The sequence below is a fragment of the Phenylobacterium sp. genome, from assembly GCF_030679875.1.
In the GTDB taxonomy this organism is placed as follows: Bacteria; Pseudomonadota; Alphaproteobacteria; order Caulobacterales; family Caulobacteraceae; genus Phenylobacterium.
Genome location: NZ_JAUXSP010000009.1, coordinates 82,136 through 102,437 on the forward strand (window position 1 = coordinate 82,136; position 20,302 = coordinate 102,437).

The window sequence follows — 20,302 nt, forward strand, 5'->3', positions numbered from 1 at the left end:
AACAACTGGAGCCCCCCAAATGTCCGACCTCGTCTTCTACACCAACCCCATGTCGCGCGGCCGCATCATCCGTTGGATGCTCGAAGAGGTCGGCCAGCCCTATGAGACCCAAATTCTGAGTTGGGAGAGCGGCGACACGAAGTCCGCCGACTACCTCGCCATCAATCCCATGGGTAAGGTGCCCGCCATCGTCCATGACGGGGTGATCGTCACCGAATGCGCGGCCATCTGCGCCTACCTCGCCGACGTCTTCCCCGAGGCGGGTCTCGCGCCGCCGGCGCACAGTCCGCTGCGCGGTCCCTACTATCGCTGGCTGTTCTTCGGGGCGGGCCCGATCGAGCAGGCCGTAAGCGCCAAGGCGATGAGCTTCGAGCCCACGACGGAACAGCGCACGTCGCTCGGCTTCGGGAGCATGGCCGATGTCCTGGGCGCCATCGAGGGGGCGGTCAAGGACCGCGCCTATCTGGTGGGCGACAGCTTCACCGCCGCCGACCTCTATCTCGCCGCCCATCTCTCCTGGGGGATGAATTTCGACACGATCGAAAAGCGCCCAGCCTTCGAGACCTATGTGGGCCGCCACCTTGCGCGGCCTGCCGCCCAGCGGGCGGACGAGATCGACAACGCGCTCATGGTCGAGGCACAGGCGACCTCCGCCTGAAGCCGGGCGCGGGCGGGGCGCGACACTGATCCCCGGCTAAGGCCGGCAGCCACCCTTGACCTGAGGCGTCAGGGGTCTATCTACCCAGATAGATAGTTCACCTACTTAACTAGATCGCCTCAATGTCAGCCGAGTCCGCCCTCGATCCCGACCAGCTCGCCGAGCGCCTGCGACCGGCCCTGCTCCGGGTCGCCCGGCGGCTGCGCCAGGAGGCCTCAAAGGCCGGCCTCTCGGCCCTGGACGTCCTGTTGCTGGTCGAGATCAAGCGCCAGCCCGGGGTCGGCGTCTCCGACCTGGCCGACGCCGAGCAGATGTCGCGCCCGGCCATGAGCACACATATCAAGCGCCTGGAGGCCGCCGGCTGGATCAGCCGGCTGAGCCACGCCTCCGACGGCCGCCGTTCGGGCCTGACCATCACGCCCGCCGGCATGGCCGCCCTGGCTGAGACCCGGCGGCTCCGCAATGACTGGCTGGCCGCCCGCCTGAGCGCCCTCGACCCTGCCGCCCGCCAGGCCCTGGCCGAGGCCACGGGCCCCCTGCTGGCCCTGGTCGAGATCCCGGCGTGAGCGAGAGCACCGAAAGGCCCCTCGCCCCCGCCACGCCCGTTGGCGCGACGGCCGAGGAACGCGCCGCAGCGCTCAGCCGCGGCTGGATCGTGCCCGCCGTCATCGGCTCGGCCCTGATGATGCAGACGCTGAACGCCACGGTGCTGTCCAACGCCCTGCCGGTCATGGCCCGGGACATGGGTGAGGATCCTCTGCGCCTGAACCTCGCCATCACCATGTACCTGCTGGCCGCGGCGGTCTTCCTGCCGATCAGCGGCTGGGCGGCCGACAAGTTCGGGGCCAAGCGGATCTTCCTTCTGGCCATGGTGCTCTACGCCCTCTCCTCGGCCCTGTGCGGTCTGGCCGACACCCTGATGGAGCTCGTTGGCGGCCGGCTGCTTCAGGGGGCCGCGGGCGCCATGATGGCCCCGGTGGGCCGCCTGGTCCTTTTGCGGACCACGCCGAAGAATGAGCTCGTGGGGGCCATGTCGGTCCTGACCATGCCCGCCCTGCTGGGCCCGGTGATCGGGCCGCCGGTGGGGGGATTTATCGTCACCTTCTGGGACTGGCCGTGGATCTTCTTCATGAACCTGCCGATCGCCGCGGTGGGCGTTCTGCTGGTCCTGCGCTTCGTCCCCAATGTCGCCCTCCAGGACGCCAAGCGCCTGGACTGGAAAGGCATGCTGCTGACCGGGCTCGGTCTGGCCAGCGTGATCTTCGGGTTCGAGAACCTGGGGCGCGACTTCCTGCCGGCCCTGGCGGTGGCGGGCCTGTTCCTGGTGGGCGTGGCCATGCTCTGGACCTATGCCTGGCACGCCAGGCGCACCCCCCACGCCATATTGGACCTCTCCCTGTTCCGGGTTCAGACCTTTCAGGCCTCAGTCGTGGGCGGCGCCTTCATGCGCATCGCCATGGGCGCCACGCCCTTCATGCTGGCCATGCTGCTGCAGGTGGCGTTCGGCATGACCGCCCTGGCGGCCGGCCTGCTGACCTTCATCGGCGCGGCCGGCGCCCTGATCATGAAGACCACCGCCCCGCCGATCCTGCGTCGCTTCGGCTTTCGCAATGTCCTGATCGTCAACGCCGTGATCACCGGGGTCTTCTTCCTGGCCTACGCCACCTTCCAGATCGACACTCCCCACTGGCTGATCATGCTGATCCTGCTGGCCGGCGGCTTCTTTCGCTCCCTGCAGTTCACCAGCCTCAACGGCATGGCCTATGCCGACATCGAGCAGGACCGCATGAGCCGCGCCTCGACCATGTCGGCCATGGCCCAGCAGTTGGTCCAGTCAGTGGGCATCGGCCTCGCCGCCACCCTGATTCACGTCTTCACCCAGATGGCCGGAGAGGACCAGATGACCGCCGCCACCATCTCGCCGGCCTTCCTGGTGATCGGCGCCCTGACCTTTGTGTCGCTCCTCTTCTATATCCCCCTGCCCAGGAACGCCGGGGACGAGATGAACCGTCGAAGCTGAGCTGGACGCGCGCCTTGACGGCGCTCTAAGGCTGCCCCCTATGGCGGGTGAAGGAGACCTCCATGAAGCAGATCCTGGGCCTCGCCCTGGTCACGGCCCTGGCGCTCGGCGCCTGCTCGCCGGCCGAGACGCCGCCCCCGCCCCAAACCCCGGTGGAGACGCCGGTGACGACGGCCCCGGAGGCGCCCATCCAGCCGGGCCTCGCCTGGGCCGCTTCAGCCACGGGCGAAGGCGCCGCCCTGACCCTGTCGGACGCCGCGGGCGCCGCGATCCTGCGCCTGGGCTGCATCCGCAACCCGGCGACCATGACCCTGGAGGTCGACGGATTCACCCCGATCGCCAGCGAGGATCGCCTCACCGTGGGCCTGGATGACCAGTTGTTCGTGTTCGTGGCCGACCTCTCGGCGTCACGGGAGCGCGGCGTCATCGCTCAGGCGCCGGTCTCCACCGACTTCCTCGACCGCCTGCCGGGCGCCACCGCCGTGGCCGGTGTCTATGGCGCTCAGCAGTTTGGGCCCTTCATGCCGCCGCCCGCCGACATCGCGGCGACCTTCGCCGCTGAATGCCGTCGGGCGGTCAGTGTCTCCTGAATCCTGGAGCCTGATGCGGCTCAGCGCTTCATGACCTGGGCCAGCGCCGTGCAGGTGGCTGAACCGATGGGCCCCTGCTCGTCATAGAGGAAGCACTCCCCCACCGCGACGCCGTCGGTGGCGCCGTGGTTGACCACCTCAAAGCCGATCCATTCCGTGGCCGGCAGCCGGTGCAGATAGACGGTCACATCGCTGTTGATATAGGCCAGCCCCTTGTCGCCGGCGTTGGCGAAGGGGCTGGCGAAATCCGCCGCCACCGCCACACGGGTGAACGGCGTCAGCGGCTCGTCCTCGACCAGTTCGCGCACCTCGCTCATCCAGGTCCGCTTGACCCCCACCTGGCCGAAGTCGCCGGTGATCCGCCGCATGGCCCACATGCCGCCCATGCCCATGCGCTTATCTTCCGGCGGCGGGATGTCGGCAGGCGCTGGCACGTCCCAGTTGGGCGGGGTCCACACGGTCCCCTCCGGATTGGCCGTGCGCCGCAGGAACTGACAGCTCGCCCGGCCCATGCTGACCCCGCCGCTGATGAACTCGGCGTCCACCACCTTGATGCGCTTGCCGGCCCGCACCACCCGGGTGGTCACCTCGACCGGCGAAAAGTCCGGCAGCCGGTACATGTCCACCGTCAGCCGGGCCGGGATGAAGTCCGGCTCCCCATGCTCGGCCTCAAGCACGTGGCCCAGCAGGCCGACGATCACCCGGCCATGCAGGGACTGGGGATTCCACGGGCCGCGACAGGCCGGCAGCGGCACGAAGCGGCCATCCTGCCGCTGGAAGAAGGGTTCGTTTTTCATCGCGGCGATCCATCCCGGATTCCCCGCCCGCCGCAAGCGACTCAGCGGGGCGGATCGGCGCGTTCGGCGTCCTGGCCCTCGAACGTGGCCCAACCGGTCCCCAGCCCAGTCTCCGGCAGGCCCTCGGCGATATCGTCCATCGGATTGGGATCGATCGACCGGCCCTGCCGGTGCAGATGCGCCTTGGCGATCATGTTGGCGGTGATCGGCGCGGTCAGGAACAGGAACAGGGTGATCAGCAGCTCATGGGCCGAGTACTTGCCCTGTGTGGCCGGGAAATAGATCATCGAGGCGATCAGGCACGACCCGACCCCCAGGGTGGTGACCTTGGTCGGGCCATGCAGGCGGGTCATCAGGGACGGCATGCGCGCCAGGCCCCACGACCCCACCAGGGCGAAGAAGCCGCCGACCACCAGGATGGCCGAAATCAGGATCTCAATGGGTCCGGCGTCCAACATCATCATCCCTACTCAATGATATCGCCACGCAGCAGGAACTTGCAGTAAGCCACCGTGCCGACAAAGCCGACCATGGCCAGCAGCAGCGCCGCCTCGAAATAGACCGCCGAACCCTGCTGGATCTGCATCAGCACCATGAGCGCAATGGCGTTGATGGTCATGGTGTCGAGCGCCAGAATCCGGTCGGCCGTGGTTGGCCCCCGGGCCAGGCGCCAGAGGTTCAGAGCCATGGCCAGCCCCACGCAGGAGATGGCGAACAGGACGGCGATCTCGATCATGCGAAGACCTTCTTCAACCGGGCCTCGTAGCGGCGCTTGATCCGGGCCACCTCGGCCGCGGGATCGGGCGTGTCCAGGGCGTGCACCAGAAGCGCCCGCCCACAGGAGGAGACATCGCAGGACACCGTGCCCGGGGTCATGCTGATCGTGCCCGCCAACATGGTGATCGCCTCGGGCGAGCGCACGTCCAGCGGAACCACCAGCCAGGCTGAGCGCAGATCCTTAGACCTGCGAAACAGAACAATGACCGCGATCTGGAAGCTTGCGGCGACAATGTCCCACAGGACCACGGCGATGTAGATCCAGGTTGCGGGCCCAAAGCGCACCCGCGGGCGGTCAGGCCAAAACGGACTGGTGAGGATCGGGATCACCACGCCAATGATGACGCCCAGGACCAGCCCGCCCAGGGTCAGCTGATTGGCCAGCAGCATCCAGACGACGATCAGGGTGATCGTCAGGGCCGGATGGGGCAGCAGCTTCTTGATCATCGCCGGTCCCTCACCCTGGCCCCAGCACCGCGCCGCCATAGGCGCCGGCCTCGAAGAGTTGCTGACCCGTGGCGTTGAGGTAGGTGGTGATCGGGCCGCCGGCGAGGGTCAGGACAGTCAGCACGCCCAGCAGGCCCGTGACAACCAGGGCGGCGGCGACCGGGGCGGCTGGCGTCGCGGCCTTGATCTCGCCAGCGGTGGCCGCGCTCTTCCAGAACAGGGCGCTGCCGGCCCTGGCGAAGGCCAACAGGCTGATGACCGTGGTGCCCAGGATGAAGCCCCAGATCCACCAGCCGCCAGGGGCGTCCCGCACGGCGTCCAGGATCAGCAGCTTGCCCGGAAAGCCCGATAGCGGCGGCAGGCCGACCACGGCGATGGCCGTCAGGAAGAACAGCCCCGACAGGCGCCCTGCCCCGCTGAAGACTGGGCTGGGGGACAGGGCGTCGCCAAAGGCGCCGCGACGCCGGGCGATCTGATCGGAAACCAGAAAGAGGGCGGCGGCCGCGAAGGTCGAGTGCGGCAGGTAATAGAGGGCCGCAGCGGTCGCTTCCGGCGTGAAGACCGCAATGGCGCTGACCAGCGTCCCCATGGAGCCGACCACTGAGAAGGCGGCCAGATGGCGAAGGTTTCGAGCCCCCAGGACGCCGATGAAGCCCACCAGCATGGTGGCCAGGGCCGCCGGCAGCAGATAGGGCGCCGGCGCCCAGGCCAACGGGCCGGCGCTCTCGCCGAACACCACGGTGGTGAAGCGCAGAATGCAGTAGGCCCCGACCTTGGTCATGATGGCGAACAGGGCCGCCATGGGCGCGGAGGTGGAGACATAGGTCCGGGGCAGCCACACATGCAGGGGGAAGATCGCCGCCTTCAGGGCGAAGACGGTGATCATCAACAGGCCGCCCGCCACGATCAGCCCATGATCGCCGGCCGGCGCTTCGGCCACCCTCTGACCCATATGGGCCATGTTCAGCGTGCCCGTCGCGCCATAGAGCAGCCCCACAGCCACCAGAAAGAGCGTCGAACCGACCAGGTTGACCACCACATACTGGACGCCCGCCTTCAGCCGCGCCCCGCCTCCGCCATGCAGCATCAGGCCATAGGAGGCGATCAGCATGACCTCGAAGAAGACGAACAGATTGAACAGGTCGCCGGTCAGGAAGGCGCCGTTCAGGCCCAGCAGCTGGAACTGGAAGAGCGGATGGAAGTGCCAGCCCCGACGATCAAGCCCGGTCACCACCGCATAGATCATCACCGCCAGGGCGAGGAGCGCGGTGACCACCAGCATCAGGGCCGACAGGCGATCGAGGACCAGCACAATGCCGAACGGGGCCTGCCAGTCCCCCAGGGCATAGGTCTGGGTGGTCCCGGTGCTGGCCTGGGCCATCAGCAGGCCCGCCAGGGCCAGCAGGCTGAGGCAGGCTCCAATCGACAGGACCCGCGACTCCATCAGCCGCTTGCGCAGGAAGAGCAGCATGATCGGCGCCAGGAGGGCCGGTAGCAGGACGGGCGCGACAAGCCAGTGAGTCATCGGCCAGCCTCCCGGGAGGGGGCGACGGGCGACGGCGGTTCAGGCCCCAGGACCGCGGTTTCTTCGGGCGGAGGGGGCGTCGCCTCAGGGGTGTCGGCCAGGCCGTCCACCTGGTCGGTGCCGGTCTCAAGATAGGTCCGCAGGGCCAGCACCACCACGAGCGCGGTCATGCCAAAGGCGATGACGATGGCGGTCAGCACCAGGGCCTGAGGCAGCGGATCAGTATAGGCCGTGACCTCCTTGCCGTAGATCGGCGGCTGGTTGATCACCAGCCGGCCCGAGGCGAACAGGAAGACGTTGATGGCGTAGGACATGAAGGCCAGGCCCAGCACCACCGGAAAGGTGCGCGCGCGCAAGACCAGATAGATGCCTGCCGCCGACATCACACCCACCGCCGTGGCGACAAGAAACTCGATGCTCATGCGCCCTCGCCTGCGGGGCGGGCTGGCGGCTCAGCCACCGTCCGGCTGGGGTCGATGTCCATGGGTTGATCGCTGGCGGGCGACTTCTCAGCCCGCTGCGCTGTGCTGGACAGATGATGCAGGGCCAGCATCACCGCGCCCACCACCGTGAAGGCCACGCCGATGTCAAAGGCCAGGGCGCTCGACAGGCCCACATCGCCGATCAGCGGGATGGACACATACTCGTAGGCGCTCTTCAGGAACGGCGCGCCCAGGGCCATGGCCGCCAGCCCCGTCAGGGCCGCCACCAGCACTCCGAAGCCGATCAGGCCGTGGTGGTCCACCGGCAGGCGACGGTCCGCCCAGGCATAGCCTGAAGCCATGTACTGCATCAGCAGGGCGATGGAGACCACCAGGCCGGCGATGAAGCCGCCGCCCGGCTCATTGTGCCCGCGCAGGAAGATGTAGAGCCCGACCACCAGCGCCAGCGGCAGCAGCAGCCGGGTGGCGACCACCAGCATCATGGGGTGGTGTTCGGGGGAGCGCCGCTGGTCAGGCGACCACGTCGCCAGCCGGCGGCCCGAGGCGCCGCGACCGGCCGTCTCCAGCAGGGCGAAGATGGTCAGGGCCGCGATCCCCAGCACGATGATCTCGCCGAAGGTGTCGAAGCCCCGGAAGTCCACCAGGATCACATTGACCACATTGGTCCCGCCGCCGCCGGAATAGGAATTGGCCCAATGGAACTCTGAGATCGAGGGCGGTCCTTCCCGGCGCAGCAGGGCCCAGGTGGCGCCGGCCATGCCGATCCCGCCGACCGCCGCCAGCAGACCGTCGCGCAGCCGCCGCCCGCCGCTGCTCTCGATCGGCGTGGTCTTGGGCATCAGGTTCAGGGCCAGCAGGAGCAGCAGAATGGTCACCACCTCCACCGAGATCTGGGTCAGGGCCAGGTCCGGGGCGGACAGGAAGACGAAGGCCAGGGAGACGATCAGGCCGATAACGCTGATGAAGATCAGGGCCAGATAGCGGTGCCGATGCCCGAGAACGACGGCCGTGGCCCCGCCCACCAGCAGCACCCAGGCGACCACCGCCGCGCCCGGCGCCGGCAGGGTGGCGCGCGCGCCCTCGACATAGTCGGCGCTGACGAAGCCCGCCAGGGCGACGATCAGGGCCGTGGCCAGGATGATGAACATGTAGCGTTGCAGGGAGCCGTTGTGGACCGCCTCGGTGAGGCGCTGGGCGGCCCGGGCCGCAGCCTCGGTGACCTTGTCAAACATGGCCTTGGCGTCCGGCAGGCCGAGGCCCAGCCAGACCCGCTCAGCCCCCCGATGGGCGGCCAGCAGCAGGCCGCCCCCCACCAGGGCCGCCACGCTCATGGCCAGCGGCAGATTGAGGCCGTGCCACAGGGACAGGTGCTTCTCGCCCGCCGCGCCCCCGGTCACCACCGCGGCCACCGCATTGACCAGCGGTCCGGCCACCAGGGCCGGGGCCAGGCCGATGGCCACCGCCAGGATCACCAGCAGGGCTGAGGGCGCCCACATGCCGAACGGGGCGTCATGGGGCTTGGACGGATAGGACTCCCGCTTGGGTCCGAAATAGACGCCGACCACATAGCGGAACGAATAGGCGGCCGAGAACAGGATCCCGACCATCACCACCGCCGGGACGAGCCAGGTCAGGCCAAAGGCCTGGGCCCCGACCGCCTCTTCCAGCATCATCTCCTTGGAAATGAAGCCGTTCATCGGCGGCACGCCAGCCATGGCCGCCGCCGCCAGCACCGCCAGGGTCGCGGCGATCGGCATCAGCGTCACCAGACCGCCGAGCTTGCGCAGATCCCGGGTGCCGGCCTCATGGTCGACAATGCCGGCGTTCATGAACAGGGCGGCCTTGAAGGTCGCGTGGTTGATGATGTGGAAGACCCCCGCCACGGCGGCGGCCGGCGTGCCGAGACCGAACAGGAAGGTCAGCATCCCCAGATGGCTGATGGTCGAATAGGCCAGCAGGCCCTTCAGGTCGTCCTTGAACAGGGCGACCGCGGCGGCGAACACCATGGTGAACAGACCGACCCCGCCCACCAGATAGAACCAGGCCTCGGTGCCGGCCAGGGCCGGCCACAACCGGGCCAGCAGGAAGATCCCGGCCTTTACCATGGTGGCGGAATGCAGATAGGCGCTGACCGGCGTCGGCGCGGCCATGGCGTGGGGCAGCCAGAAGTGGAACGGGAACTGGGCCGACTTGGTGAAACACCCGCCCAGGATCAGCACCAGGGCCGGCAGGTACATGGGCGAGGCCTGGATCGCCTCCCCGCTTTGCAGGATGACGCTCAGATCATAGGAGCCGGCGATCTGGCCCAGGATCAGCAGGCCCGCGATCAGGGACAGGCCCCCCAGGCCGGTCACGGTCAGGGCCATGCGCGCGCCCTGCCGGCCCTCGGGCAGGTGGCGCCAATAGCCGATGAGCAGGAAGGAGGACAGGCTGGTCAGCTCCCAGAAGACCAGCAGCAGCAGGATGTTGTCCGACAGGACAATGCCCACCATCGCGCCCTGGAACAGGAGCAGGAAGGCGAAGAACCGCCCCATGGGATCGGCCTTGGCCAGATAGAACCGCGCGTAGATGATGACCAGAAGGCCGATGCCCAGGATCATCCCGGCGAACATCAGGCCCAGGGCGTCCAGGAAGAAGTTGAGGTTCAGGCCCAGCGACGGGAACCACGAGATCCTGGCGGTCACCACCTCACCGGCCATCACCTGCGGCGCGAGGCTGAGCAGCAGGACAAGCGCCGTCGTCGTCACAAGCCCCGTGGCCAGGGCGCAGGCGTTGCGACCAAGACGGATGGCGAGGGCCGGGGCGAGCGCGCCCAGAAACGGCAGTAAGGCGATCCACGCCAGGGTCAAATTGGCCCTCGAGTCGATGACGTCAGTAGGGTGCGCGCCCATCAATAGCGACGGGAGGTCGCAGCCCCAATGAAATTCCCGTTATTGCGCAGCTAAACAGCTGCGCTGCACGCGCGCCTATCGGCGGCGGAACTGCGGACGCTGCTGACCGCCGCCCATCCGCGGGCCTTCGGTCTTGTGGCGATAGGTGATGCGGCCCTTGTCCAGGTCATAGGGGGTCATCTCGACGGTGACCCGGTCGCCCACCAGCGAACGGATGCGGTTCCGCTTCATGCGGCCGGCGGTATAGGCGAGAATGGTGTGTTCATTGTCCAGCTGAACGCGGAACCGGCCCTCGGGCAGCAGTTCGGTGATCACCCCTTCGAACTCGATGAACTCTTCTTTGGACATACGTATCGTCTCCTGCTGGCCGCCGACGCCCGGCGAGCCGGCCACCCGGCCGGCGCCCCCTCCGAAGACGGGGCGATCTGATGTCCCCGCCAGGCGGCGGCAGAGCGGTCCAGACGCGCCAAAGGCCCCGCTCTGCGCCAGCGAACCGGGGCATGGAGGAGACTTGAGAGGCGGGTTTTTAGCGAACCGCGCTGAAACGGACTTTGGTCGAGCGTCGCGCGACGAAATGTCGAGGTTCGATTCATAGGCCCTGAGGCCGCAAAAGTCCAGCCAGGGGCGGCCTGACGACACGCCCTCGCCTCACCGCCCCGTTTATCGGCTAAGGAGGCGCATGAAACCCCACTATGATGTCGTCGTCGCCGGCGCCGGCGCGGCCGGAATGATGTGCGCCGCCCAGGCCGCCCAGCGGGGCCGCACCGTGCTGCTCATTGATCACGCCAAGGCCCCCGGCGAGAAGATCCGCATCTCCGGCGGCGGTCGCTGCAACTTCACCAACATCAACACCACGCCAGGCAACTTCCTGTCGGAGAACCCGCGGTTCTGCATCTCGGCCCTGCGCCGCTATCGTCCGAAGGACTTCATCGCCCTGGTGGACCACTACGGGATCGCCCACCACGAAAAGGCCCTCGGCCAACTGTTCTGTGACGGCTCGGCTCGCCAGATCATCGATCTGCTGCTGGCTGAGATGGCCAAGGGCGAGGCCGAGCTTCGCCTTCAGACCTCCATCCAGACGATCGCCCGCACCGAGGCGGGCTTTATCCTGCAGACCTCGGCCGGCGAGGTCGCCTGCGAGCGCCTGGTGATCGCCACCGGCGGCAAGTCGATCCCCAAGATGGGGGCGTCGGGCTTTGGCTATGAGGTGGCCCGGCAGTTTGGCCTGCGGGTCACCGAGACACGGCCGGCCCTCGTGCCGCTGACCTTCGACGTCTCCCTGCTGGAGCGGACCGCCCCCCTGGCCGGGGTCGCCGTCGACGCCACGGTGGCCGCCGGCAAGACCCGCTTCTCCGAGGCCCTGCTCTTCACCCACCGGGGCCTCAGCGGCCCGGCCATCCTGCAGGCCTCGTCCTATTGGCGTGAGGGCCAGGAGATCGCCGTCGACCTGGCCCCCGGCCAGGACGTCTACGCCCACCTGCGCGCCGCCCGCACCGCCCGGGCCAAGGCCGCGCCGGCCACCATCCTGGCCGAACTGCTGCCCAAGCGCCTGGCCCAGTTCCTCGCTGAGACCCACGCCCCCAAGGGCAATATGGCCGACCAGTCCGACAAGGTGCTGCGGCCGCTCGCCGAGGCGGTGAACGCCTGGCGCCTCAAGCCTGTCGGTTCCGAAGGCTACCGCACCGCCGAGGTCACCCTGGGCGGCGTCGACACCAACGAACTGGAGTCCCGCACCCTGGAGGCCCGCAAGGTCCCAGGCCTCTACTTCATCGGCGAAGTGGTCGACGTCACCGGCTGGCTCGGCGGCTACAACTTCCAATGGGCCTGGGCCTCCGGCTGGAGCGCCGGGCAGAGCGTCTGATGGGCCTGGGAGGCCAACCGGAGGAAGGGCGCCTTGTAGTGTCAGGCGCCGCCGCGCTTGCTCCGAAACATCAGATCGTCACACGCCACAGGGTTACAAGACCTTGCCTGGGTTCAACTGGTTTGTCGGATCTAGGGTCGACTTCAGCTGCCGCATCAAGCTGAGCTCCTGGGCCGTCCGCGAATGATTCAGATAGCTGCGCTTGTCGACTCCGATCCCATGTTCAGCTGAGATGGAGCCGCCAAAGGGACGCAGATGATCATAAATCAGCGCGGCAAGCTCGGGCCGAGCGGTCGCCTCGTCCACACCCACAATCAGGTGGAGGTTTCCGTCCCCCAGATGTCCAAACACCGTCAGTGTGGCTGACGGCCAACGGGCCTCGAGGGCGGCCTTGACCGTCGCGACGTAGTCCTCCATGGCCCCCAGGCCAAGGCTCACATCGAAAGCCGCAATCGGGCCGTCCCGCGCCGTCTGGCTGACGTCGTCACGCAGGGCCCACATGCGATCACGTTCAGCCTGCGACTTGGCTATGACGGCGTCGACCGCAAGCCCTTCGGCGATCGCTTCTGCCAGCGCCTGTTCAAAACGTTCACGATCCTGGGCCGGTGCGCCCCCCAGGGCCTCGACCAGCACGTAGTACGCGTGTCCTGCTGGAAGGGGCGCTCGCCCCTGCGCAGGTGGCGTCGTCACGAGCCCATAGAACCGCGGCCACATGACCTCGAAGGCCGACAACGTCCCCGACAGGGACATCTCCAGCCGGCGCAGCAGACGCACCAGAACTGCGAAACTGCCGACGGCCAGCAGCCCCACCTCCTGGCTGGCTGGCGCCGGCCTTAGCCGCAGAACCGCCCGCGTTATGACCCCCAGCGTGCCCTCCGAGCCGATGAAAAGCTGTTTCAGGTCATAGCCAGTATTGTTCTTGATCAGGCCGCTCAGCGAGGACACGACCGTTCCGTCCGCCAGCACGACCTCAAGCCCCAGCACCATGTCCCGCGCCATGCCGAACCTGAGCACACGGTTGCCCCCCGCATTGGTGGATATCACGCCGCCAATGGTCGCAGAGCCCCGCGCCCCGAGGTCGAGCGGCAGGAACAGCCCCGCCGCGCTGGCGGCTGCGCAGGCGTTTTCAAGCACGCATCCGGCCTGCACCGTCATCAGCCCCTGATCACGGTCAATCGCCTCAATGGCGTTCATCCGTGAGAGGCTGAGCGCCACCGCGCCATCGGCCGCCGCGCCGCCGACCAGTCCCGTCAGTCCGCCCCAGGGAACGACCGGAACCCCCGCCGCATGGGCGGTCGAGAGAACTTGCGAAACCTCTTGGACGCAACTCGGCCGGGCCACAGCCAAGGGCGTTCCCACCCTGGTCCAGGGGCTGAATCCGGCCTGCGTCGCCGCTTCGCCGGTGAGCAGCCCCTCAGGCCCCAGGCAGGTCGTGAGCGCTCGCCGCAGCCTGTCCATCGCGGCCTCGTCTGCCCATCCCTTTTGGTCAGCAGACATGGGAGAGCAGCGGTCTGCAATGGTGATGGCCGATCATCGAGGCGCCCCTTTCATGCCGGGCCGAGGGTACGACGCAGCCTCGAATAGCCTAGGCCCAAGTCCGCCGGTCGGGCTTGATCACCATCAAGGCCTAATCCTTGCGGGTCAAAGCCGGCCGCGATCTGAGCTGGGTTGAATCGGCGGCCTTAAACAAAGGCGGCGGTGAAACGTCTCCCACACCCTCGAGGCCGGCCTGGATGCCCGCGCCGATGCCTCACCCCTCGCCACCAAATCCCACCCGCGCCACAGCCTCCCACGGCCCGCCGAGATAGCGCCACACCAGCAGCCCCTCTGCCGTGATGTCGAACGGTTCGAACTCCAGTTGCAGGCGCTCGCACAGGGTGCGGGCCTCATCGGGCTCGGCCTTGTTCTGAATGGTGATGTGGGGGCGGAAGGGCGCGCGGTCCTGGGACGTCAGCCAGGGGGCGAAGGCGGCGGCCAGTTCGGCGCGCAGGGCTTCCAGGTCCGGCGAAGCGATGCGGTAGGCCACGCCGCGGCCGATGAACCACGGGCCCCGCACTTCCAGCCGCATAGGCGCCCTGGCCGCACAGGCCGCCTTCAGCGTCTGCGCCACGAACGGCTCCTGCTCACCCGGCAGGGCGTGGAACAGGGTCAGGTGGGCGGGGACCACATTGCGTCGGCTGGGAAAATGCGCCCGTCGCAGGTCGTCAAACCAGTCAAACCCGCCCTGGTCCAGGGCGGCGGTGATGATCAGAGGGGCGGGGTCAGTCATGGGTCTCGATGGGCTTCCTCGGCTGGCGCAAGCTTGGCTCTCTAGCCTCGGGTATGTCGGCGCCAGTTGACGTCGGGGGCGGCTGAGGCTTTGTTCACCCCACGCGACGCGCCGATCCATTTTAAGAGCGCTCGGGGAGGATTTAACATTGGCCCAGAATTCATCGGGCGTCAGCGAGCGGCTGCCGTTCAAAACCAAGCTCGCCTTCGGAGTCGGCAGCGGCGCGGAGTCCATCGCGCTCTTCTCCGTCGGCTCCTACGCCATGCTCTACTACAATCAGGTCCTGGGGCTGGAGGCGCACCTGGCGGGCCTCGCCATCTCGGCCAGCCTGTTTCTGGACGGGATCTCCGACCCCCTGGTGGGCTCGATCTCCGACCGGACCAAGTCCCGCTGGGGCCGGCGCCACATCTACATGTTCTTCGCCCCCATCCCCATCGTGCTGTCGCTGTGGGCGGTGTTCAATCCGCCGGACGGCCTGGGCACCTGGGCCCTGTTCTCCTGGTTCGCCGTGACCGTCGTCATGCTGCGCCAGTCGATGACCTTCTATCACACCCCCCATATGGCCTTGGGCAGCGAGCTCAGTCGCGACTACACCGAGCGCTCTAAGGTGATGGCCTATAACAGCTTCTTCACCTGGGCCGGGGCGGCGGCCACCACCTGGATCGCGCTGAGCTACTTCTTCAAGGCCACCCCTGAATATCCCCGCGGCCTGCTTAATCCCGAGCCCTATGGCGCCTTCTCGGTGGTGCTGGGGGGCATCGCCCTGGCTTTGCTGGCGGCCTCAGCCTGGTTCACCCGCGACCGCATCCCCTACCTGCCCAAGCCGGCGGAAAACCTGCCGAAATACAGCCCGCTCGAGTTCTTCAAGGACATGGGCAAGGCCTTCAATAACATCAACTATGTCTGGCTGCTGATCGCCTACTTCTTCCTCAGCATGATGATTGGCCTGCGCGGTGGCCTGCACCTCTATACCAACACCTACTATTGGGGCCTGGGGTCGGAGCAGATCCGGTTCTTCGTCATCGGCTCCTTCGCCGGCTACCTCTCGGCCTTCCTGTTCGCCGCGGCCCTGCACGGCAAGTTCGACAAGAAGGCGACCATCATCGTCTCGGCCGTCGTTTACGCTCTGGCCCCGTCCATCCCGATCCTGATGGGCTTCGCCGGCACGTTGACGCCACAGACCCCGAACCTGCTGGCCATCCTCATCGCGTTCTCGGTGCTCAGCTACGGCGCGGCCAGCGTGCTCTCGATCAGCATCATGTCGGCCCTGGCCGATATCGCCGACGAGAACGAGCTGAAGTTCGGCCTGCGCCAGGAAGGGGTGCTCTATTCCACCCGCGCCCTGTTCGCCAAGGTCGACCAGGCCATCGGCGCGGCCCTGGCCGGCTTCGTCCTGACCCTGATCTCATTTCCTGTCCGGGCCCAGGTGGGCCAGGTGCCGGCCGAGGTGATCTGGAACCTCGCCCTCTGGGACGGGATTCTGGCCGGCGTTCCGGGCTTCATCGCGGTCTTCTTCTACGCCCGCTACAAGATCACCCGGGCCAGCTACGAGACCACCAAGGCCGCCCTGGCCGAGCGCCGCGCCGCCACCCTCGCCCCCCAGGCGACGGCCGTCTCAGCCGCCATCGATGTGGCCGAACCCCTGGTTCCGCCCGTCGCGCCCCGACCGGCCGAGTAGCCGAGCAGCCGACCACGAAAAAGGGCCCCCGCAAACCTGCGGGGGCCCTCCTCTCGTCGCGTTGATCAGCCAGCCTTAGGCGGCGGGCATGATCACGGTGTCGATCACGTGGATCACGCCGTTGGACTGGTCGAGATCGGTAGCCGTCACCATAGCGGTGCCGCCCTGGGCGTCGGTCAGTTGCACGCCGCCGTTGACCACGGAGGCTTTCAGCTCTTCGCCCTGAACCGTCGTCAGGGTCGCCGTGCCGCCGCCGGCCTCGATCGCGGCCATGATGTCGGCGGCCATCAGTTCGCCAGACACCACGTGGTAGGTCAGGATCTTGGTCAGCTGGTCCTTGGAGGCAGGCTGCACCAAGGTGTCCACCGTGCCGGCCGGCAGCTTTTCAAAGGCCGCATTGGTCGGGGCGAAGACCGTGAACGGGCCAGGACCCGACAGGGTCTCCACCAGGTCAGCGGCTTGGACGGCGGTCACCAGGGTGGTGTGATCAGGCGAGGCCTGGGCGCCGGCGACGATGTTGGTCTGGGCCATGGCCGGCTCAGCGGCCGCCATCGGCTCGGCTTCCGGCGCAGCGGCGGTGTCTTCAGCTTGCGAGCATGCCGACAGGGTCAGGGCCAGGACGAGCGCGGAGGCCCCGGCGAGCATACGGAATTTCGGTTCGGTCATGGACAGTCCCTCGGATTGGCGCGGCGCGATGGGCGCAGCGTCTTAGAAGGGGTACGAGACCGGCCCCCACCCCGGATGCGCGAACCTTAAGACTTTTTCGCGCACTCCGGGCAGAACGCCGCCATTGTCACGCCTGTTCCATGTTTTGCGGAATAGGCCGGTCAAAGGCGGTTGGCCGATGGTCGGATCGGCCGCCAAATCCCTCAGTTGGCGGTGGTTTTGGCCGCAAACCCGGGTTTCCCTTTCACCGAACGCGCTCTAGGGTCCGATCCCTTCTCATTTTGATCACGGGCGCCGCCCATGCCACAGATCCTCGTCGAGGACCTGGCCAAGACCTATCGCGTCGCCGAGCGCGATCCCGGCCTGCTGGGCGCGGTCAAGGGTCTGGTCCATCGCCGCCACCGCACGGTCGAGGCCCTGCGGAACGTCTCCTTTTCCCTGGAGGCGGGCGAACTGCTGGGCTTCATCGGACCCAATGGCGCGGGCAAGTCCACGACCATCAAGATCCTGTCGGGCATCCTGAAGCCGGACTCAGGGACGGTGGTGGTCAACGGCCTCGTCCCCTTCGCCGACCGCATCGCCCATGTCTCGAGGATCGGCGTGGTGTTTGGTCAGCGCACCCAGCTCTGGTGGGACCTGCCGGTCTCCGAGGGCTTCGACCTGCTCGCCGACATCTACCGCGTCGAGCCCGCCCGCTACCGCGCCAATCGCGACGAGCTGGTCGCCCTGCTGCGCCTCGATCGCGTGCTGGACCAGCCGGTGCGCCAGCTGTCGCTCGGCCAGCGGATGCGCGCCGAGATCGCCGCGGCCCTGCTGCACGAGCCTGACATCCTGTTCCTGGACGAACCGACCATCGGCCTGGACGCGCCCTCCAAGCTCGCCGTCCGCGAGGTGGTCCGCCGGCTGAACCGCGAGCGAGGCGTCACCGTCCTGCTCACCACCCACGACATGCACGACATTGAAGCCCTGGCGCAGCGGGTCATCGTCATCGGCCACGGACAGGTCCTGGCCGACAGCCCGTTTGAGACCCTGCGCGCCAATGTCCTGGCCGAGCGGCGCCTGATCATCGACTTCGCCCACGAGGCGCCCGACCTCGACATCCCTGGCGTCGAGGTCCGCAGCCGCAAGGGCCAGACCCTGGAGCTCGCCTTCGACCCGGCCCGAACGCCGACGCCGACCTTGATCGCCGCCATCGCCGCGACCCACGAGGTGGTCGACATCCATGTGGGCGAGCCGGCCATCGAAGAGGTCATCGCCCGCTTCTACGACCTGCATGGCGCAGGCGAGGGCTGAGCCGCATCATGGACTCCGCCCGCCCCTACCTCGCCGCCTTTTCCAGCCGCTTCCTGCTGATGCTGCAGTATCGCGCCGCGGCCATTGCGGGGTTCGCCACCCAGTGCTGGTGGGGGGGGATCAAGGTCATGATCTATGCGGCTTTCTTTGCTGCGGCTCCCGCCGCTGCGGCCGCCTCGCCCATGAGCCTGACCCAGGTCATCACCTACACCTGGCTCGCCCAGGCCCTGCTGGCGCTCACCCCCTGGAGCGCCGACCCGGAGGTGGCGCTTTCGGTGCGCACAGGTTCTGTCGCCTATGACCGTCTGCGGCCGGTGGACACCTACAGCCTGTGGTACGTCCGGGGCGCCGCCTGGATGGCCTCGCGGGCGCTTCCCCGGGCGGCCCTGATGTTGCTGGGGGCGGGCCTCGTCCTGCCGCTCATCGGCCTGTCGGACTGGGCCTGGAAGCCGCCGCCGACCCTCGCCGCCGCCACAGCCTTCGCCATCTCCTTGCCGCTCGCCCTGGCGCTTTCCAGCGCCTTTCTGATGATCGTCAACATCATCGTCGCCGCCACCCTCACCGACCGCGGGATCAACGTGCTGTTCAACAGCCTGATCATCGTCTTCTCCGGTAACCTCCTGCCCCTGGCCCTCTATCCCGACTGGGCGCAGACGGCCCTGCTGATGCAGCCCTTCGCCGGCATGATGGACATTCCCCTGCGCCTCTATGTCGGCCAGCTGAGTGGGACCGACGCCCTGCTCGGCCTCGGTCTGCAGGTCTTCTGGACGACGGTTCTGGTGCTCGTCGGCCGCCTCGCCATGGGTCGCGTCATGCGCCGCCTGGAAGTTCAGGGGGGCTAGGGCACGATGAACAGCGCAGCCCTCGTCCTCCGCTATTTCAGCGCCTCCCTGCGCAGCCAGCTGCAGTATCCCGGCTCGGCCATCATGCTGGGGATCGGCGCCTTCCTGACCACCATCATCGACATGCTGGCGGCCTGGGCCCTGTTCGACCGCTTCGGTCAGGTCCAAGGCTGGGGTCTGGGGCACATCGCCGTCTTCTACGGGGTGGTCTCCACAAGCTTCGCCCTGACCGACTTCTTCACCCGCGGCTTCGACGTGTTCGGCAATGAGTTCGTCAAGACCGGCGCCTTCGACCGCATCCTGCTGCGCCCGCGCTCCCCGGCCCTTCAACTGGTGGGCTACGAGTTTCGGCTCAGTCGCTTTGGCCGCCTGGCCCAGGCCCTGTTGGTGCTGTTCGTCGGCGCCGCGGTCGTGGGTGTCGACTGGACGCCGGACAAGGCGCTGCTGCTGGTCTGGACGATCACCGGCGGCGTGGCCCTGTTCACCGGCCTCCTGGTCCTCCAGGCCAGCTTCGCCTTCTGGACCACCGAGAGCCTGGAGGTGTTCAACGTCCTGACCTACGGCGGCATCCAGGCCGCCCAGTTTCCCTTGAGCCTCTATGCCGGCTGGTTCCGCAACTTCCTGATCTTCGTCGTGCCCCTCGGCTGCGTGGCCTACTATCCGGTCCTGGCGATCCTTGGCCAGCCCGACCCCCTGGGCGCCCCCGACTGGTGGCTCCCCACCGCGCCAGCCATGGGCTTTCTCTTCCTGGCCATTTCCTTCCTCGCCTGGCGGCTGGGGATCGCCCGCTACACCTCGACGGGGAGTTGAGGCCTGCTGGCGCAGGAGGCGCGAATTTGCTATATGACCATCTAGATAGTCAGGAGCGAAGAATGAGCGCCATCAGCCTCGCCGAGGCGAAAGCCCATCTCAGCGAACTGGTGGACCGGGTGGAAGCTGGAGAGTCCATTGAGATCACGCGCCGCGGCAAGCGGGTCGCCCGCCTGACGGCGTCTGACCAGCCGCGAAAAGCCGTCGATCTGGCCGCCCTCCAGGCCCTGACCCTGTCGCTTCGTCCAGCCGACCAGGACGCAGCCAATCTCGTGCGGGCCATGCGCGATGACGAGCGCTATTGAGAGCCTATGCCGACACCTCGGTGATCATCGCGGCGCTCTCCAATGAAGCCGCGACGGGACGGGCCCAGGGCTGGCTCGTCGCCCAGAGCCCCGGTGACCTGCTGATCAGCGACTGGACCTTGACCGAGGTCTCTTCCGCCCTGTCGATCAAGCTGCGAACCGGGCAGATCACCCTGGACCAGCGCGCCGCTTCACTGGCTCAATTCCGCCTGTTGGTCGCCGAGAGCTTCATCCTGCTGCCAGTGACGTCCGCGCAATTCCAGGCCGCCGCGCGGTTTGTCGACCAGCACCAGCTCGGCCTTCGTAGTGGCGACGCCCTTCATCTGGCTGCGGCGTCCGCAGCCGGCGCCGCGGTCCACACACTGGATCACCGCATGGCCCAGGCCGGACCAGAGCTCGGCGTTCCCACCGAGCTCCTGGCCTAAGCCGC

At 67.7% G+C, this 20,302-nt stretch carries 20 protein-coding genes and 2 pseudogenes; 11 read left to right on the top strand and 11 right to left on the bottom strand.

The window, feature by feature from the left end; genetic code table 11:
- The first annotated feature begins 19 nt into the window (after positions 1-19).
- The 4 genes from Q8K84_RS06150 to Q8K84_RS06165 all read left to right on the top strand — a co-directional run bounded on the left by Q8K84_RS06150 (position 20) and on the right by Q8K84_RS06165 (position 3,268).
- Positions 20-658 carry a glutathione S-transferase family protein gene (locus tag Q8K84_RS06150; protein WP_305281735.1) on the top strand — a complete coding sequence of 213 codons (639 nt, stop codon included), beginning with the start codon at positions 20-22 and terminating at the stop codon, positions 656-658.
- 122 nt (positions 659-780) lie between these two features.
- Complete coding sequence (locus tag Q8K84_RS06155; RefSeq protein WP_305281736.1) at positions 781-1,224, top strand: MarR family winged helix-turn-helix transcriptional regulator; 444 nt, start codon at positions 781-783, stop codon at positions 1,222-1,224.
- Positions 1,221-2,678 (top strand): MFS transporter, encoded by a 1,458-nt coding sequence (locus Q8K84_RS06160; RefSeq protein ID WP_305281737.1) that lies wholly within the window; start codon positions 1,221-1,223, stop codon positions 2,676-2,678. Before Q8K84_RS06155 ends, Q8K84_RS06160 begins: the two co-directional genes overlap by 4 nt.
- A gap of 62 nt (positions 2,679-2,740) precedes the next feature.
- Positions 2,741-3,268 carry a hypothetical protein gene (locus Q8K84_RS06165; protein WP_305281738.1) on the top strand — a complete coding sequence of 176 codons (528 nt, stop codon included), beginning with the start codon at positions 2,741-2,743 and terminating at the stop codon, positions 3,266-3,268.
- Between the two features lie 20 nt (positions 3,269-3,288).
- On the opposite strand, the gene Q8K84_RS06170 is transcribed toward Q8K84_RS06165, so the two are convergent.
- The 8 genes and pseudogenes from Q8K84_RS06170 to infA all read right to left on the bottom strand — a co-directional run.
- Positions 3,289-4,065 carry a thioesterase family protein gene (locus tag Q8K84_RS06170; protein ID WP_305281739.1) on the bottom strand — a complete coding sequence of 259 codons (777 nt, stop codon included), beginning with the start codon at positions 4,063-4,065 and terminating at the stop codon, positions 3,289-3,291.
- 41 nt (positions 4,066-4,106) lie between these two features.
- Positions 4,107-4,526, bottom strand: coding sequence for a Na+/H+ antiporter subunit G (locus Q8K84_RS06175; RefSeq protein ID WP_305281740.1), 420 nt, complete (start codon positions 4,524-4,526; stop codon positions 4,107-4,109).
- A 5-nt stretch (positions 4,527-4,531) separates the two neighbouring features.
- A complete protein-coding gene (locus tag Q8K84_RS06180) occupies positions 4,532-4,801 on the bottom strand; it encodes a K+/H+ antiporter subunit F (RefSeq protein WP_293322084.1) in 270 nt (89 codons plus the stop codon).
- A complete protein-coding gene (locus Q8K84_RS06185) occupies positions 4,798-5,289 on the bottom strand; it encodes a Na+/H+ antiporter subunit E (RefSeq protein WP_305281741.1) in 492 nt (163 codons plus the stop codon). The genes Q8K84_RS06180 and Q8K84_RS06185 overlap by 4 nt, the downstream gene beginning before the upstream one ends.
- 10 nt (positions 5,290-5,299) lie before the next feature.
- Positions 5,300-6,814, bottom strand: a complete 1,515-nt coding sequence (locus Q8K84_RS06190; RefSeq protein WP_305281742.1) for a monovalent cation/H+ antiporter subunit D — start codon at positions 6,812-6,814, stop codon at positions 5,300-5,302.
- Between the two features lie 101 nt (positions 6,815-6,915).
- Positions 6,916-7,230 (bottom strand): annotated as a pseudogene (locus Q8K84_RS06195) (Na+/H+ antiporter subunit C); the annotation flags it as partial.
- Between the two features lie 2 nt (positions 7,231-7,232).
- Complete coding sequence (locus Q8K84_RS06200; protein WP_305281744.1) at positions 7,233-10,106, bottom strand: monovalent cation/H+ antiporter subunit A; 2,874 nt, start codon at positions 10,104-10,106, stop codon at positions 7,233-7,235.
- Between the two features lie 174 nt (positions 10,107-10,280).
- Positions 10,281-10,496: pseudogene (gene infA / locus Q8K84_RS06205) on the bottom strand (translation initiation factor IF-1); the annotation flags it as partial.
- 331 nt (positions 10,497-10,827) lie between these two features.
- On the opposite strand from infA, the gene Q8K84_RS06210 reads away from it, so the two are divergent.
- Complete coding sequence (locus Q8K84_RS06210) at positions 10,828-12,009, top strand: NAD(P)/FAD-dependent oxidoreductase (protein ID WP_305281745.1); 1,182 nt, start codon at positions 10,828-10,830, stop codon at positions 12,007-12,009.
- 93 nt (positions 12,010-12,102) lie between these two features.
- Here the strand turns inward: Q8K84_RS06210 and Q8K84_RS06215 are convergent, their stop codons facing one another.
- Both Q8K84_RS06215 and Q8K84_RS06220 read right to left on the bottom strand, forming a co-directional pair.
- Positions 12,103-13,467: an FAD-binding oxidoreductase gene (locus Q8K84_RS06215; protein WP_305281746.1), complete on the bottom strand. Its 1,365-nt coding sequence runs from the start codon at positions 13,465-13,467 to the stop codon at positions 12,103-12,105.
- A gap of 292 nt (positions 13,468-13,759) precedes the next feature.
- Positions 13,760-14,278 (bottom strand): 2'-5' RNA ligase family protein, encoded by a 519-nt coding sequence (locus Q8K84_RS06220; protein ID WP_305281747.1) that lies wholly within the window; start codon positions 14,276-14,278, stop codon positions 13,760-13,762.
- A 148-nt stretch (positions 14,279-14,426) separates the two neighbouring features.
- Between Q8K84_RS06220 and Q8K84_RS06225 the strand changes: the two genes are divergently transcribed.
- Complete coding sequence (locus Q8K84_RS06225) at positions 14,427-15,956, top strand: MFS transporter (protein WP_305281748.1); 1,530 nt, start codon at positions 14,427-14,429, stop codon at positions 15,954-15,956.
- A 75-nt stretch (positions 15,957-16,031) separates the two neighbouring features.
- Here Q8K84_RS06225 and Q8K84_RS06230 read toward each other — a convergent pair whose 3' ends face one another.
- Complete coding sequence (locus Q8K84_RS06230; protein ID WP_305281749.1) at positions 16,032-16,622, bottom strand: fasciclin domain-containing protein; 591 nt, start codon at positions 16,620-16,622, stop codon at positions 16,032-16,034.
- 300 nt (positions 16,623-16,922) lie between these two features.
- On the opposite strand from Q8K84_RS06230, the gene Q8K84_RS06235 reads away from it, so the two are divergent.
- The 5 genes from Q8K84_RS06235 (at position 16,923) to Q8K84_RS06255 (ending at position 20,297) form a co-directional block, all read left to right on the top strand.
- Positions 16,923-17,915 (top strand): ATP-binding cassette domain-containing protein, encoded by a 993-nt coding sequence (locus Q8K84_RS06235; RefSeq protein ID WP_305281750.1) that lies wholly within the window; start codon positions 16,923-16,925, stop codon positions 17,913-17,915.
- Between the two features lie 8 nt (positions 17,916-17,923).
- Positions 17,924-18,757, top strand: coding sequence for a hypothetical protein (locus Q8K84_RS06240; protein ID WP_305281751.1), 834 nt, complete (start codon positions 17,924-17,926; stop codon positions 18,755-18,757).
- 6 nt (positions 18,758-18,763) lie between these two features.
- Complete coding sequence (locus tag Q8K84_RS06245) at positions 18,764-19,567, top strand: ABC transporter permease (RefSeq protein ID WP_305281752.1); 804 nt, start codon at positions 18,764-18,766, stop codon at positions 19,565-19,567.
- 62 nt (positions 19,568-19,629) lie between these two features.
- The gene (locus Q8K84_RS06250; protein WP_305281753.1) at positions 19,630-19,872 is read left to right on the top strand and encodes a type II toxin-antitoxin system Phd/YefM family antitoxin; all 243 of its coding nucleotides are present in this window, start codon (positions 19,630-19,632) and stop codon (positions 19,870-19,872) included.
- Positions 19,869-20,297, top strand: a complete 429-nt coding sequence (locus Q8K84_RS06255) for a type II toxin-antitoxin system VapC family toxin (protein ID WP_305281754.1) — start codon at positions 19,869-19,871, stop codon at positions 20,295-20,297. Before Q8K84_RS06250 ends, Q8K84_RS06255 begins: the two co-directional genes overlap by 4 nt.
- Positions 20,298-20,302 lie beyond the last annotated feature (5 nt).